General features: G+C 73.7%; 13 protein-coding genes. 5 read left to right on the top strand and 8 right to left on the bottom strand.

Going from position 1 to position 14,008, the window contains the following annotated elements; translation table 11 throughout:
• Positions 1–21 precede the first annotated feature (21 nt).
• A complete protein-coding gene (gene fxsA / locus OG509_RS07865) occupies positions 22–600 on the top strand; it encodes an FxsA family membrane protein (protein ID WP_406181235.1) in 579 nt (192 codons plus the stop codon).
• An 85-nt stretch (positions 601–685) separates the two neighbouring features.
• On the opposite strand, the gene OG509_RS07860 is transcribed toward fxsA, so the two are convergent.
• The 3 genes from OG509_RS07860 to OG509_RS07850 all read right to left on the bottom strand — a co-directional run bounded on the left by OG509_RS07860 (position 686) and on the right by OG509_RS07850 (position 3,607).
• On the bottom strand, positions 686–1,060 hold the full coding sequence (locus OG509_RS07860; RefSeq protein WP_007262928.1) for an RNA polymerase-binding protein RbpA: 375 nt from the start codon (positions 1,058–1,060) through the stop codon (positions 686–688).
• 323 nt (positions 1,061–1,383) lie between these two features.
• Positions 1,384–2,769, bottom strand: a complete 1,386-nt coding sequence (locus OG509_RS07855) for an MFS transporter (protein WP_406181233.1) — start codon at positions 2,767–2,769, stop codon at positions 1,384–1,386.
• Between the two features lie 67 nt (positions 2,770–2,836).
• Positions 2,837–3,607: a glycerophosphodiester phosphodiesterase family protein gene (locus OG509_RS07850; RefSeq protein WP_406181232.1), complete on the bottom strand. Its 771-nt coding sequence runs from the start codon at positions 3,605–3,607 to the stop codon at positions 2,837–2,839.
• Positions 3,608–3,799: 192 nt separating this feature from the next.
• On the opposite strand from OG509_RS07850, the gene OG509_RS07845 reads away from it, so the two are divergent.
• Positions 3,800–5,302, top strand: a complete 1,503-nt coding sequence (locus OG509_RS07845; protein ID WP_406181230.1) for a PLP-dependent aminotransferase family protein — start codon at positions 3,800–3,802, stop codon at positions 5,300–5,302.
• 22 nt (positions 5,303–5,324) lie between these two features.
• Here OG509_RS07845 and OG509_RS07840 read toward each other — a convergent pair whose 3' ends face one another.
• Both OG509_RS07840 and OG509_RS07835 read right to left on the bottom strand, forming a co-directional pair.
• Complete coding sequence (locus OG509_RS07840; protein ID WP_406181228.1) at positions 5,325–6,992, bottom strand: hypothetical protein; 1,668 nt, start codon at positions 6,990–6,992, stop codon at positions 5,325–5,327.
• A 48-nt stretch (positions 6,993–7,040) separates the two neighbouring features.
• Positions 7,041–7,235 carry a hypothetical protein gene (locus OG509_RS07835; RefSeq protein ID WP_030162614.1) on the bottom strand — a complete coding sequence of 65 codons (195 nt, stop codon included), beginning with the start codon at positions 7,233–7,235 and terminating at the stop codon, positions 7,041–7,043.
• A 292-nt stretch (positions 7,236–7,527) separates the two neighbouring features.
• Here OG509_RS07835 and OG509_RS07830 point away from each other — a divergent pair, with 292 nt between their 5' ends.
• The gene (locus OG509_RS07830) at positions 7,528–7,950 is read left to right on the top strand and encodes an ankyrin repeat domain-containing protein (RefSeq protein ID WP_387291487.1); all 423 of its coding nucleotides are present in this window, start codon (positions 7,528–7,530) and stop codon (positions 7,948–7,950) included.
• A gap of 344 nt (positions 7,951–8,294) precedes the next feature.
• On the top strand, positions 8,295–9,692 hold the full coding sequence (locus OG509_RS07825) for a HEAT repeat domain-containing protein (protein ID WP_406181225.1): 1,398 nt from the start codon (positions 8,295–8,297) through the stop codon (positions 9,690–9,692).
• A 356-nt stretch (positions 9,693–10,048) separates the two neighbouring features.
• Here the strand turns inward: OG509_RS07825 and OG509_RS07820 are convergent, their stop codons facing one another.
• The 3 genes from OG509_RS07820 to OG509_RS07810 are packed head-to-tail and all read right to left on the bottom strand — an operon-like array spanning position 10,049 to position 12,323.
• Positions 10,049–10,921 carry a biotin-dependent carboxyltransferase family protein gene (locus tag OG509_RS07820; protein ID WP_406181224.1) on the bottom strand — a complete coding sequence of 291 codons (873 nt, stop codon included), beginning with the start codon at positions 10,919–10,921 and terminating at the stop codon, positions 10,049–10,051.
• The gene (locus OG509_RS07815) at positions 10,918–11,535 is read right to left on the bottom strand and encodes an allophanate hydrolase subunit 1 (protein ID WP_406181222.1); all 618 of its coding nucleotides are present in this window, start codon (positions 11,533–11,535) and stop codon (positions 10,918–10,920) included. The genes OG509_RS07820 and OG509_RS07815 overlap by 4 nt, the downstream gene beginning before the upstream one ends.
• Positions 11,532–12,323 (bottom strand): LamB/YcsF family protein, encoded by a 792-nt coding sequence (locus OG509_RS07810; protein WP_406181220.1) that lies wholly within the window; start codon positions 12,321–12,323, stop codon positions 11,532–11,534. Before OG509_RS07810 ends, OG509_RS07815 begins: the two co-directional genes overlap by 4 nt.
• A 103-nt stretch (positions 12,324–12,426) precedes the next feature.
• Between OG509_RS07810 and OG509_RS07805 the strand changes: the two genes are divergently transcribed.
• Positions 12,427–13,950, top strand: coding sequence for a hypothetical protein (locus OG509_RS07805; protein ID WP_406181218.1), 1,524 nt, complete (start codon positions 12,427–12,429; stop codon positions 13,948–13,950).
• Positions 13,951–14,008: the final 58 nt, after the last annotated feature.

The raw sequence follows: 14,008 nt of genomic DNA, 5'->3' as shown, positions 1-14,008 counted from the left end.
GCCCCAGGCACACTGGGTGGTATGACGACCGGCGCTCCCCTCTCGACGGCCCCCCGGCGGCGCTCGCGTGCCCGCACCTTCCTTCCGCTGGCGGTCGCCGCCTGGCTGATCCTGGAGATCTGGCTGCTGAGCCTGGTCGCCGGCGCGGCCGGCGGGCTGACCGTCGCCGCGCTGCTCGCGGGCGGGATCGTGCTCGGTGTCGTGGTCATCAAGCGGGCCGGGCGGCGGGCCTTCAAGAACCTGGCGGACACCTTCCAGCAGGCCCAGCAGGGGCAGCAGCCCGCCCCGCAGCAGCCGGGCGGCGGCAACGGCCTCACCATGCTGGCGGGACTGCTCCTGATGCTGCCGGGCCTGCTCTCCGACGTGGTCGGCCTGCTCCTCCTGGTCCCGCCCGTCCGGGCATGGACCGGCCGCAGACTGTCCGGCTCCCTGGAGCGCAAGATGGCCACCGCTCCGGCCGGCAGCTTCGGCGACGCCTTCCAGCAGGCCCGGATCCACCAGCCCGACGGCAAGATCGTCCAGGGCGAGGTCATCCGCGACGGGCAGCAGCCGCAGCAGCCGGGGCCCGACGCCGGGTACCGGCCGCCGCTGGCGCCCTGAGCGAGCAGGGACGGAACGAAGCCGAGGGCCCCCGCCACAGTTCGTGGCGGGGGCCCTCGGCTTCGTTCTGCTACACGTCCGGCTGTCAGGCGGACTTGCGGCTGTCCCGCGGATGCACGGCAATGTTCATGGCGCCGGAACGCAGGACCGCCAGCCTCTCGGCCAGCACTTCCTCCAGTTCCTCGCGGGTGCGCCGCTCCATGAGCATGTCCCAGTGCGTTCGCGCAGGCTTGCCCTTCTTCTCTTCGGGCCCGTCCCCGTCAACCAGGAGTGCCATGGCGCCGCACGCCTTGCACTCCCACTCCGGCGGAATCTCTGCCTCAACCGAGAACGGCATCTCAAATCGATGTCCGTTCTGGCATGCGTACTCCACCGCCTGGCGCGGGGCCAGATCGATGCCGCGGTCCGTCTCGTAGCTGGTAACCACGAGCCGCGTACCGCGGAGAGCTCGCTCACTCATGAATCGTGCCTCCCGGGCTTGTCGCCCACAGGACAGGTGTCGCTGTCGTCGTCATCCGGTCAACGTCCGGTCGGCGGTATAGATTCCCGCTCCGGCTGATGCGTCGCCCGTCGTGCCGCCCCTTGTTGTACCCACCAGTGCCCGTTTTGTCACATCTGGCAGCAGATGTCACCCAACGTCTTCAGTTCTTTAGCGCGCAGTAACGGTCCGGCTGGCAGGCCAAAGGCGTACACTACCGGCCCTTCGCTTCAACGTCGAAATCCGTTCGGAATTCGTATGAAGATCCGGGTCGTGGCCCCGGTCGGAGCGGCCACCGGATCCACTCAGATCCGCTCGGGAACAGGATTCCCCGCCGCCTCCACCGCGCGCCGCACCGGCACTCGCGCCAGGAGCACGAAACCCAGTGCGAAGAAGACCACCAACGAGATGATCGCGTCCCGGTAGCTGCCGGTGACCTGGTACGTCAGGCCGAACACCAGCGGTCCGATCCAGCTCACGCCGCGGTCGCTCATCTCGTACGCCGAGAAGTATTCGGCCTCCTTGCCCGCCGGCACCAGGTGCGAGAAGAGCGAGCGCGACAGTGCCTGGCTGCCGCCCAGCACGAGTCCGATCATCGACGCCAGTGCGAAGAACCACACCGGCGCACCCGCCGGCAGGAAGAAACCGGCGGCCAGGGTCACGGTCCAGGCCACCAGCGACCCGAGGATGGTCCGCTTCGCGCCGTACGACACGGCCAGCCGGCCCATCGCCATCGCGCCCGCCACCGCGAGGATCTGCACCAGCAGCACGGCCGTGATCAGCGTCGAGTCCTCCAGCTTCAGCTCCTGCTTGCCGTAGACGGACGCCTGCGAGATCACGGTCTGGATCCCGTCGTTGTAGACCAGGTACGCCAGGAGGAACGACAGCGTCAGCGGGTGCCGCCGCATGTCCTTCAGCGTGGCGACGAGCTGCTTCCACCCCGACCCGGCGGCCGCGTGGTCGGCATCCGAGCGGACCACCGCCCGGTCTCGCAGCCGGCGCAGCGGGATGATCGCGAACGCGCCCCACCACAGCCCTGCCGAGGCCAGGCATATGCGTACCGCCGCGTCCTTGGAGATCCCGAAGGACTCGTGCGACTGGAACAGGACCAGGTTCAGGATCAGGACGAACGCACCCGCCGTGTAGCCGAACGCCCAGCCGCGCGAGGAGACGGTGTCCCGCTCCGCCGGCTCCGCGATCTGCGGCAGGTAGGAGTTGTAGAGCACCATCGACACCGACATCGCGGCGTTCGCCACGATCAGCAGGACACCGCCCAGCAGGTAGCGGTCGCCGCCCAGCAGGAACATCGCGGTGGTCGCCGCCGCGCCGGTGTACGCCGCTGCCGCGAGCAGTGGCTTCTTGCGGCCCGTACGGTCCGCGGCCGCGCCCACCAGCGGCATGGCCAGCACTGCGACGATCACCGACATCGAGACGGCGTACGCGAAGAACGAGCCCGACCGGACCGGGATCCCCAGGGGGTGGACGTATCCGTGCGCGTCCTGGGCGGCCTCGGCCATCGTCGTGAGGTACGGGCCGATGAACACCGTCAGCACGGTCGACGAGTAGACCGAGCAGGCGAAGTCGTAGAAGTACCAGCCGTGCTGCTCGCGCTTGCGGGCCGCCTTGGCGGCAACGGCGGCTCTGCCGTCCTCCGCGCCCGGTTCCGCTTCCTCTGTGGTCTGCGCACTCATGAGTGCCCCCTCGCTGGTCCCCGTACCGCTGCGGCCGCCCCACCGGGCACGGTGGCCGTACGGGCGCTCAGGCCCAGGCCCCGCGCCGGTCCAGCACCGTGCGCAAGATGTCGATCTGGTCGGTCATGATGCCATCGACTCCCAGGTCGAGCAGCGCCTCCATGCGTTCCGGTTCGTTCACGGTCCACACGTGCACCTGGAGTCCCCGTTCGTGCGCGGTGCGTACGAACCGGCGGTCGACCACGCGGATGCCCGCCTGGGTCTCCGGAACCTGGGCCGCCACCGCCCCGACCCGCAGCGCCGCGGGGATCGCGTACGAGCGCAGCCGCAGGCCGATCACTCCGCGCACCCCGTACGAGGTCGCCAGCCGGGGGCCGGCGATCTTCTGGGCGCGGGCCACCCGGCTCTCCGAGAACGAGCCCACGCACACCCGGTCCCAGACCCCCGCCCGCGCGATCAGGTTGACCAGCGGGTGCAGGGCCGACTCGGACTTGATGTCCACGTTCCAGCGGGCCTCCGGGAACTCTTCGAGGAGCTCCTCGAAGAGCGGCAGCGCCTCGGAGCCCGCCACCCGCGCCTGGCGCACCTTGCTCCAGGTCAGCTCCGCGATCCGGCCCTGCCCGTCGGTGACCCGGTCGAGGGTGGAGTCGTGGAAGGCGACGAGCTTCCCGTCGGCGGTGGCGTGCACATCGGTCTCGAAGTACCGGTATCCCGCGTCGGCGGCCCGCCGGAAGGCGGCGGCGGTGTTCTCCAGCCCGTCCGCGGCACCTCCCCGGTGCGCGAAGGGGATCGGAGCCGGGTGGTCCAGATACGGATGGCGAAGGCGTACGTGCGTCACCCGTCGCAGTATGCACCGTGTGCCCCGTCGGGAGTGAGCGGCCGGATGGCCGCACGGTGGCCGCACGGTGAACGCCGCGGCGCCCTGGTCCCGGTGGACCCAGGCATGACAGGCTGTGGGGGCGGAAGCGATCCAATATCGGCCGCACCCGGGGCCGGGTGGGGCCAATTCGACGAAGGTGGACCGGACAGCATGGCAGAGTGGACTTCGGCGGTGGGTGCCGCACAGCTCGCCCGTCTCATCACCTCCCAGCAGGCGCGCCCTGGCGTCCCCGGCGCGCGCAAGCTCCCCGCGTACCGGACCCTGGCCGACGGCATCCGGCTCCTCGTCCTCGAAGGCCGCGTCCCGGTCGCCGCCCGGCTGCCCGCCGAGCGAGAGCTGGCCGTCTCCCTCTCCCTCTCCCGCACCACCGTCGCCGCCGCGTACGAGGCCCTGCGCGGGGAGGGCTTCCTGGAGTCCCGCCGCGGCGCCGGCAGCTGGACCTCCGTACCGGCCGGGAACCCGCTGCCCGCCCGCGGCCTGGAGCCGCTGCCGCCCGAATCCCTCGGCTCGATGATCGACCTCGGCTGCGCCGCGCTCCCGGCCCCCGAGCCCTGGCTCACCAAGGCCGTACAGGGCGCGCTGGAGGAGCTCCCGCCGTACGCGCACACCCACGGGGACTACCCCGCCGGGCTGCCCGCGCTGCGGCGGATGCTCGCCGACCGCTACACCGAGCGCGGCATCCCCACCATGCCCGAGCAGATCATGGTCACCACGGGGGCGATGGGGGCCATCGACGCCATCTGCAGCCTCTTCGCCGGGCGCGGGGAGCGGATCGCCGTCGAATCCCCCTCCTACGCCAACATCCTCCAGCTCATGCGCGCCGCCGGGGTGCGGCTCGTACCCGTCGCGATGGCCGACGGGCTGGCCGGATGGGACATGGCGGTGTGGCGGCAGGTGCTGCGCGACGCCGCGCCGCGCCTCGCGTACGTCGTCGCCGACTTCCACAATCCGACCGGGGCGCTCGCCTCGGACGAGCAGCGCCGCGCCATGGTGGAGGCGGCCCGCTCGGCCGGCACCGTACTCGTCGTCGACGAGACCATGGCCGAGCTCCAGCTCGACCCGGCGCTGGAGATGCCGCGTCCGGTCTGCTCCTTCGACCCGGCCGGCTCCTCGGTGATCACCGTCGGCTCGGCCAGCAAGGCCTTCTGGGCCGGCATGCGGATCGGCTGGGTCCGCGCGGCGCCCGACGTGATCCGCAGCCTCGTCGCGGCCCGCGCGTACGCCGACCTCGGCACGCCCGTGCTGGAGCAGCTCGCGGTGAACTGGCTGATGCGGACCGGCGGCTGGGCGCAGGCCGTGCAGATCCGCCGCGACCAGGCCCGGGACAACCGGGACGCGCTGGTCGCCGCGGTGCGCCGGGAGCTGCCGGACTGGGAGTTCGAGGTGCCGCGGGGCGGGCTGACCCTGTGGGCCCGCGCGGGCGGGCTGTCCGGCTCCCGGCTGGCCGAGGTGGGGGAGCGGGTCGGCGTACGGGTCCCCTCGGGGCCGCGGTTCGGCGTCGACGGGGCCTTCGAGGGCTACGTCCGGCTGCCGTTCACCGTCGGCGGGCCGGTGGCCGAGGAGGCCGCGGTCCGCCTCGCTGCGGCCGCCCGCCTGGTCGGCACGGGAGCGGCGGGCAGCAGCGCGGAACCCCCGCGCACGTTCGTCGCGTAAGAGGGTCGGTCGCGCAAGAGGGTCAGGGGCCGACCGGCCAGGGGCCGCGGGCCGGCGGGGCCTCGGCCGGGACCTCCCCGGCCTCCGCGGCGTCGATCGACGGGCCCTGCGCCCGGGCCGGCGGCTGCACGATGTGCAGCGGCTTCGCCAGCGTGACCCGGCCCGGTCCGCCCGGGGCCGGCAGCTGGCGCCCCGGCAGCAGCTCCAGCACCGCCTGGCGGTGTCCCGGGTGCGTGGCGTCGTCGTACGGGTCCGGCGTGGCGGGCACCTGCAACCGGTGCACGGGACCCGAGCCGAGCCGCGCGTACCCGCGCCCCGGCGGCACCTGCGCCGTCGGCGTGGTGTGCGGCGGCAGCCCCAGTACGTCGGTGATCTGCTGGCTCGCGGCCGGGCCGAGCACGATGCGGGCCCGGGTGTGCTGCCAGACGGCGTCGTTCAGCAGCTCCAGGTGGTCGAACTGCTCGGCCACCACGACCGTGACGTACGCGGCGCGCCCGTGCCGCAGCGGTACCTGGAGCTGGGAGAGCGGATCGGGGCTCCCCTCGGCGGTCGCGAGGTGCGCGAGCACGCTGGGCCGGTCCAGCAGGATCCACAGCGGCCGCCGGGTGTCCTCGGGCGCCGGCCGGCCGGCCTCGCGGGCCCGGTGCGTGGCGATGAGCCGCCGCTCGGTCTCGCGCGCGGCCCATTCCAGCGTGGCCAGCGCCCCGGCCGGACCGCATTCCACGGCCAGGACGCCCGTACGCCCGGACAGGCAGGAGAACTCCCCGCTGCCGCCGCCCTCCACGATCAGTACGTCGCCCCCGTGGTGGAGGGCCTGGAGGGCGATCGAGCGCAGCAGGGAGGAGGTGCCGCTGCCCGGCCGGCCGACGGCCAGCAGGTGCGGCTCGGTGGAGCGGGGGCCGGTGCGCCAGATCACCGGCGGCACGTCGCGCGGCTCGTCGTCCTCCAGGACCGGCAGGGTGCGCTGCACGGCGCCGACGTCGGTGAAGCCGAGCACGGTCTCGCCGGGCGAGGTGACGAACGGCTGCGCGGCGATGCCCGTCGGCAGCGGCGCGAGCACGGTCAGGTCGAGCTGGTTGCCCTCCTCGTCCCAGTCGAAGAGGTACTCCCGGCCGCGCCCGGACTTGGCGTGCAGCAGGGTCTCGATCCGGGCCCGCGAGGCGGCCTCGCCGTCGGTGAAGTAGGCGGGGTAGCGGATCCGGAGGCGGGTGACACGGCCCGCCTCGTCGAAGGCGTAGTCGCTGAAGGCCTTGTCCCACTCCCCGCCGTGGGCGAAGAGCGGGTTCGGGTCCTCGGGGATGGAGAAGTACGGCACGAGCGCCTCGTAGAGGGAGCCGAGCCGTTCGGTCTCGGCCTCGCTGGGCCCGGTCTTCACCGGGGCCCGGTCGCGCCCCTGCCAGGCCGCGGCCGCCATCAGGGTGATCAGGGCGAGCAGCGGGCCGTACGGGACGAGCGCGACCACGAGGACGCAGGCGGCGCCCAGGAACAGTGCGGGACCACGCTTGTCCTTGGGCGTCCGGGCCCACTTGCGCCGCCCGGCCGCGGCCAGGACGCGCAGGCCGCGCCCGATGACGAGGAGCGGATGGAGGACGTCCGTGGCGCTGTCGGCGGCCGTGCGAGCAAGGTCGCGGCCCCGTGCCAGCGACGTGGTGCCGTTGCTGAGGATGCGGGGGAGTGGGCGCCGGGCCACGGTCGTCTCCTGGAGTTGTGTGCGGTGCGGGACGGTGCGGTTGGGGGGCTAGAGCTTGATCCCACCGAGGAGGCTCGCGAGGCTCGCCGTGCTCGCCGTGATGCTCGGGGCGATGGCGGAACCGGCGAGGAAGAAGCCGAACAGCGCGCAGACGAACGCGTGCGACAGCTTCATCCCGTCCTTCTTGAAGAAGAGGAAGGCGATGATGCCGAGCAGGACGACGCCTGAGATGGACAGGATCATGAGAGGTTCTCCTGGTGGGAGGGGACGGTCACCATCAGTTGTTCCAGGCTCACAGGAAGTATCAATGCGATAAAAGGTGCATACGGGTGAATCCCGTCTTTTTTCACTTGCCCGGCGCAGTCCGGCTGGCGCGTCCGCCGCGAGGGGGATCCTTGCCTCGGCCGGGGCCCCGTATGTGCAGGTCCGGGCGCTACTCTGGCGATTCACCCGTACGGTCGCAGTGCCGTACGCCCCCCTGCCCGCCCGGCGCGGGGAATCTCACGTCAACAGCGAGTGGAAGGCGGTACGACAGATGAGCGAGCACGAGCCCACCCAGGGCGGCTCCCAGGGCGCTCCCGACGAGGACGTCATCGAGCTGGCCACCAAGATCTTCGACCTCGCCCGGCAGGGCGAGACCGAGACGCTCACCGCGTACCTGGACGCCGGAGTCCCGGCCAACCTCACCAACGACCGCGGCGACACCCTCGTCATGCTGGCCGCCTATCACGGCCACGCCGCCACCGTCACGGCCCTGCTCGCCCGCGGCGCCGAGGCCGACCGCGCCAACGACCGCGGCCAGACCCCGCTCGCCGGCGCCGTCTTCAAGGGTGAGGAGACCGTCATCCGCGCGCTGCTCGACGGAGGCGCCGACCCGACGGCCGGAACCCCCTCCGCCGTGGACACCGCCCGCATGTTCGCCAAGGCCGACCTGCTGGAACTGTTCGGAGCCGAGTAGTCCGTTTTTGCCCGTGACCTGGCAGGGTCTGATCGGTCCGCCACCTCACGGAATGGTCACGGCGGCCGTAAATGTGGTCGCGGCGCACAAACCGGCTGGGTCATCATGGCGACGGATTCGATTCGCGAACGCGGCGGACGGGCAGGAGCGGGCAGGACACGAAGGGTGTCCGGGCCCATCCCCTGCGCAAACCCGGCCGACGTGGTCGCGGAGCACCGACGAGAGTGAGAAGGCAATGGTCTACATCGAGCGGAACATGACGGCGGACGTCCTCACATGCTGTTACGCGGCCCTGTGAATCCCGATTCCCGGTTGCGTCCCCAGCTTGATTTGAGGCCATTCCCATGTTCGAACCAGTCATAGCGCCAAGCGGCACCCTGCTCGGGCTCCTCCAGCGGGGCCGCGGCGACGGTACGCTGCACGCCCTCGCGGCGCCCCGGGCGGAGGCCCTCGCGGCCCTCAACCAGTGCGTGGTCAGCGACCCGCGCCAGGACTGGCAGGTCGAGAACCGCTCGCTGTACTACGCGCGCCTGTACCTGGATCTCGACGGCCCCCTCGGTGCGATCGAGAGCCACCTCTTCAGCGCCGACGACCTCGTCGACGACGCGGACCACCGGACCGGCCTCGCCCTGTCCGTCCTGGGCCACCTGGCCTCGTACGGCCGCGACGACGCGCTCATGCTGCTGCGCCGCTACGCCGCCTCCGGCGCCAACTGGGCCTGGGCCCTCGACGAGCTCGCCCTGCGCGACGACGACGAGGGGCTGCGCGGCCTCGCCGCGCCCGTGCTCGCCAGATTCCCGGCCGACGCCGAGGGTGAGGCGCGGCTGGCCGCCGCCGTCCGCGACGCCTACGAGCCCCGGCCCTGGTGTCTGTGGGAAGAGTCACCCGAGTACGGCGACCGCCTGCGCGCGGCCCGACAGCAGGGCTCCTTCGACCGCTGGCAGCGCCAGCTCACCCCGAACGGGCCCCGGCCCGGCTGGGGGGTCCAGGCCGTCTTCGACTGGGCCGCCGACGGCTTGCGCCGCGGCACCCCGCTGCACGTACCCGCCGCCCGCTGCCTCGCCGCCGTCGCGGCGCCCGAGGACCGCTCCGCGATCCTCGCGGCCGCCGCCGGCGCGGGCGGCGAGGCCGCCCGGGCCACCGCCCTGCACCACCTGGTCCTCGCCGAGCCGGAGAACCCGGCCGTACTGGACCTCATCGAAGCCGCCGGGGACGAGCCCGCCGTGGCCGCCTACGAGCGCATGTGCGGCCCCGCCGCCGTCGACCGGGCCCGGCAGTGGATCCACCGCCCCGACGCACTGGGCGCGGCCGCGGCCGCGCTGCTGGCGGCCCGGGGCGGAGCGGAGGATACCGGACTCGTACTGGGCGCCCTGCGCTCGACGGTCCGCGGCTCCGGGCCGGACGCCCAGCGGCTGTTCGCCCTGGTCGACGGGGCGGGCCGGCTGTCCATCGGCTGCGCGGCACCGGTGCTGCGCCACATCTACCGCGAGACGGCCTCCTCCCACCTGCGCGGGCGCGCGGCGCGCGCCCTGGCCAGCACGGACCCGTCCTTCGCGGCCGGCTTCGCCGTCGAATGCCTCTGGGACTGCGAGGAGACCACCCGCGAGGTGGCGGCCCGCCACGCGGAGACCGCGGACGCCCGGGTCGCACCGCGCCTGCGCCGCCTGGCGGCCGACCCCGCCGAGGAAGAGGACGTCCAGTCGGCGGTCAGGAGCCGGATCACACCGGAGTCGGCCGTGTAGGCCCCGGCCCGCCCCCGCTGCACAGACCTGGGCCCGGCCCCCTGACGAGGGGGCCGGGCCCAGGTCTGTTGTCACGGCCGCGGAGACGGCGTGCCGTGGGGTGCCGACTGCGGGGCGCCGGGCTCTTCGCGGGCCTTTCCGAGCGCCTTGCCGCCAGGTGGGCGTCGCAGACCCGGCGGGTGACGAAGCCGAGGACGGCGTCGACGTGTTCCTCGTAGAACGCCCCGAACCCCTCGGGCGTGGTGAGATCCGGCGGTCCGGTCTCATGACGTGGGCTGTGCACCCGGCCCCTCCCCTGCGCCGGGGACCCGGTCGGCCCCCTCACCCGGTACTTGGCCGCAAGCCCCCCGGGCGTTTCATCGGGCCCTCACGAACCGCACCGGCACCCCCGGCCGGGCCTGGGCCGCCGCGTCCAGGGCCGGGCCCGCGGGGACCACGCCCACCACCGGGTAGCCGCCCGTCACCGGGTGGTCGGCCAGGAAGACCACCGGCAGGCCGTCCGGGGGGACCTGGACCGCGCCCAGGACCATGCCCTCGCTCGGGAGTTCACCGCCGCGGCCCCGGACCAGCGGGGCCCCGGCCTCGGTGCGCAGGCCGATGCGGTTGGACGCCGGCGAGACACGGAACCGCGCACGCCACAGGGCCGCGACCGAAGCCGGCTCGAACCAGTCCGCCCGCGGCCCCGGCCGCACCGGCAGCACCAGTTCGGCCGGCATCCCAGGCGCCGCCGGCGCATCCGCCCCGCGGACCGGATCCGGACCGGCCGGGCCCACCGGCAGCAGCGTCCCGGCCGACAGGACGGGCGGCCCCAGCCCCGACAGCAGGTCCGTCGAGCGACTGCCCAGGACCTGCGGTACGGCGAACCCTCCCCGCACCGCGACGTAGCTGCGGACCCCCGACTCCGCCCGGCCCACCTCCAGCTCCGCCCCGGCCCGGAGCCATACCGGCGCTCCCCAGGCCACCGCGCGACCTGACACCCGTACCGCACACGGCGCGCCCGTGACCGCCACGGTCACGGGGGCCAGCGCCCGCAGGGAGACCCCGTCCAGGGTGGTCTCCAGGGCGGCCGCGTCCGGAGGGTTGCCCAGCAGCCGGTTGGCCAGGCCGTGCGCCCCCGCGTCCAGCGCGCCCGACCTCGGCACCCCCAGGTGCGCGTGGCCGGGCCGCCCCAGGTCCTGGACCGTGGTCAGCGCCCCGGCCCGGAGCACCTCCAGCGCAGCTCCCCTCACCCCGCCACCTCCTCGAACCGCACCCGTACCCCCGGCGCGAACAGCGCCGCTGGCTCCCGCTGCGGATCCCACAGCACCGCGTCCGTCGTCCCGATCAGCTGCCAGCCGCCGGGGGAGGAGCGCGGGTACACCCCCGCGTACTCGCCGGCGAGGGCCAGCGAGCCCGCCGGGACGGCCGTACGGGGCGTGTCCCGCCGCGGCAGGTGGAAGCGCTCCGGCAGCCCGGTCAGGTAGCCGAAGCCGGGCGCGAACCCGCAGAAGGCCACCCGGAAGACGGTTTCGCCGACGATCCCGGCCACCTCCCCGTCCGCGACCCCCCACAGCCGGGCCACCTCCGCCAGGTCCGGCCCGTCGTACCGCACCGGGACGGTGACCAGCGGCCCCTCGGTCTCCGCGAGCGGCGGCACCTGCCAGCGCGCGATCCGCTCCGCCAGCGCGCCCGGCTCGCGGACACCGTCCAGCAGCACGCTCCGCGCGGCCGGTACGAGGTCCCGTACGCCGCCCAGCTCGCCCGCGTCCCGCCGCCGGAGCAGCTCCGCGTGGAGCGCCGCCACCTCGGCCGCCGAGTCCAGCTCGATCAGCAGCGCCTCGCCGCCCATCATCAGGGGCCTCACGTGAAGGCCTCGACCCGTACCCCCGCGGCGTCCAGCGCCTCGCGGACCCGCAGCGCGAGCCCGGCCGCCCCCGTGGTGTCCCCGTGCAGGCACAGCGAGCGCGCCCCCAGCGTCACCCGGGAGCCGTCGGCGGCCGTCACCGCGCCCTCGGTCGCGATCGCGACCGACCGGGCGACCACGGCGTCCGGGTCGTGCAGCACCGCCCCCGGCTCGCCGCGCGGCACGAGCGTCCCGGCCGGCGTGTACGCCCGGTCGGCGAAGGCCTCCGCTACGGCCGTGAGCCCCGCCGCCTCGGCGGCGGCCAGCAGCAGCGAACCCGGCAGGCCCAGTACGGGCAGGTCACCGGCCCCGGCCGCGGTCCGGACCCCGGCGACGACCGCGCCCGCCTGATCAGCGTCGTGGACGGTGCGGTTGTAGAGCGCACCGTGCGGTTTCACGTACGACACCCTGGAGCCGGCCGCCCGCGCGAAGACCTCCAGCGCCCCGATCTGGTACGCCACCTCGTCTGCCAGCTCGCCCGCCGGCACGTCCATCGAGCGGCGCCCGAAGCCCGCCAGGTCCCGGTACGAGACCTGCGCGCCGATCCGTACGCTCCGCTCCGCGGCCAGCTCGCAGACCCGGCGCATGATGGACGGGTCCCCGGCGTGGAAGCCGCACGCCACGTTGGCGCTGGTGACCACGGACAGCAGGGCCTCGTCGTCGGTCAGCGTCCAGCGCCCGAAGCCCTCGCCGAGATCGGCGTTGAGGTCGATCAGAGGTGTGATCAGAGGTGTGATCATGGAAGCCATGCGGTGAGCGTAGAACAGCGCCCGCATGCCGGGGCGCGTGGGACCGATCCGGCCGAACCATGCCGTTTGGGATGTTGTCGGTGTCAGCGCCTAGTCTTTGTCCGTGACTCTCCCTGCCCCGGCGAAGACCCTTCCGTCCCCGGCGCCGGGCCCGGCTGCCGACGAGGGCCTGGCCCGGCGGCTGCGCGCGCTCGCCTGCACCGCCCCGCTGCACGACCTCGACGTACGCAAGGCCAATCTCGCCGGCGAGTACGGGATCTACGCGATGGCCGAGGTCGCGCTCGCCGCGATCGACCTGGTCACGCTCAACATGGACTTCGACACCGGCGCGGACCACGAGCAGATAGTGGCCCGTCTGCTGCCGCGCGTCGCCGCGCAGGCACCACACCGCCCGGCGGCCGAGCACGAGCGGGTGGCCCGCTGGGTGCTGGAGAACCTGATCAACGTAGGCAGCGTCGACCGGGGCTTCCGCGCGATCTACGGCACGTTCGGCCCCGACGGGGTGTACGTCCGCCGGGACTACGACTTCAAGCTGATCGAAGAGGTCCCCGGCTACGGCGGGGCGGTCTACCTCCGTACGACGGACGAGGCCGTCAACGTGCTGGTCGGCGCCCTCGACACGGACGTCACCAGCGCGCAGATCGCCGCCGAGGTGAAGCTGGAGGTCCTGATCAGCCGGGGCCGGCTGGCCGACGCCCAGCTCGCCGCCGAGCAGGCCAGGTACCGCACGGTGCAGTACGCGGAGACCCTGCGCCGCACGCTGGACGCGACCCGGCGCAACGTGCGGGCGGTGGACTGGTTGCAGTCGGTGCCGGACATGATCGAGGAGGCACTCGACCACGTCGCCGACCGCTACCGGCACGAGAACGCGATCCTGACGAACATCCGCCGGGCGCGCGACGAGGCCGAGGCTGTGTTTGATTCGAAGACGGCCGACAACAAGCGGCGCGCCGCCGAGCTCGTCGACATCGTCAAGGACTGCATCCGCCGCCACACCCAGCTCCAGTCGAGGCTCCTGGACGCGGGCCCGCTGTTCCGCGCCGAGCAGGACCGGCAGGCCTTCGCGGCCCCGGCGCCGCGCTCCGGGATCGACCTGTACGCGCAGCTCGTGGCGCCCGTGCTGCCGCTGCCGCTGGCGCAGGCCTCCCGGGTCACCGACGCCTTCTTCGCGTCGGCGGTCGGGCTGCGGACCCCGGTCTCGGTGCGCGTCGCCGACCTGGTCGAGATACTGCTGACGCCGCCGGTGGAGCGCGAGCACCTCGGCGTGGAGATGCCGGAGCCGGACCTCATCGCGACGCCGGACGACAGCCGGTTCAGCGAGGAGCAGCTCGCCGCCGCGATGGAGCTCCTGGACCTGCCGCACGACGCCCCGCGCCGGCTCTCGGGCCTGCTGGCGCAGGCCCGGCGCAGCGACCCGGACCTGCCGTACCTGGTGGCCCTGCTGGCCGTCCACGCAGCGAGCCCGGCCGTCGGCACGGCGTACCGCCAGGGCGAGGAGCGGCTGCTCTTCGCCGTGGACGACGGCACGCAGCTCGACGATCCGGAGTTCGGCGGCGCGGACCTGATCGTCGGCACGGCCCTCCTGGACGCGGCCGCGATGGCCGCGGACCGCACGGAGGCGGCATGACCCCCGGCCGACGGCTCCGCCCGCGCCCGCGGACCGGCGCCGGGACGCGCAGCATGAT

The sequence above is a fragment of the Streptomyces sp. NBC_01006 genome, from assembly GCF_045162725.1.
In the GTDB taxonomy this organism is placed as follows: Bacteria; Actinomycetota; Actinomycetes; order Streptomycetales; family Streptomycetaceae; genus Streptomyces.
This window is presented reverse-complemented; position numbering and strand designations above follow the sequence as displayed.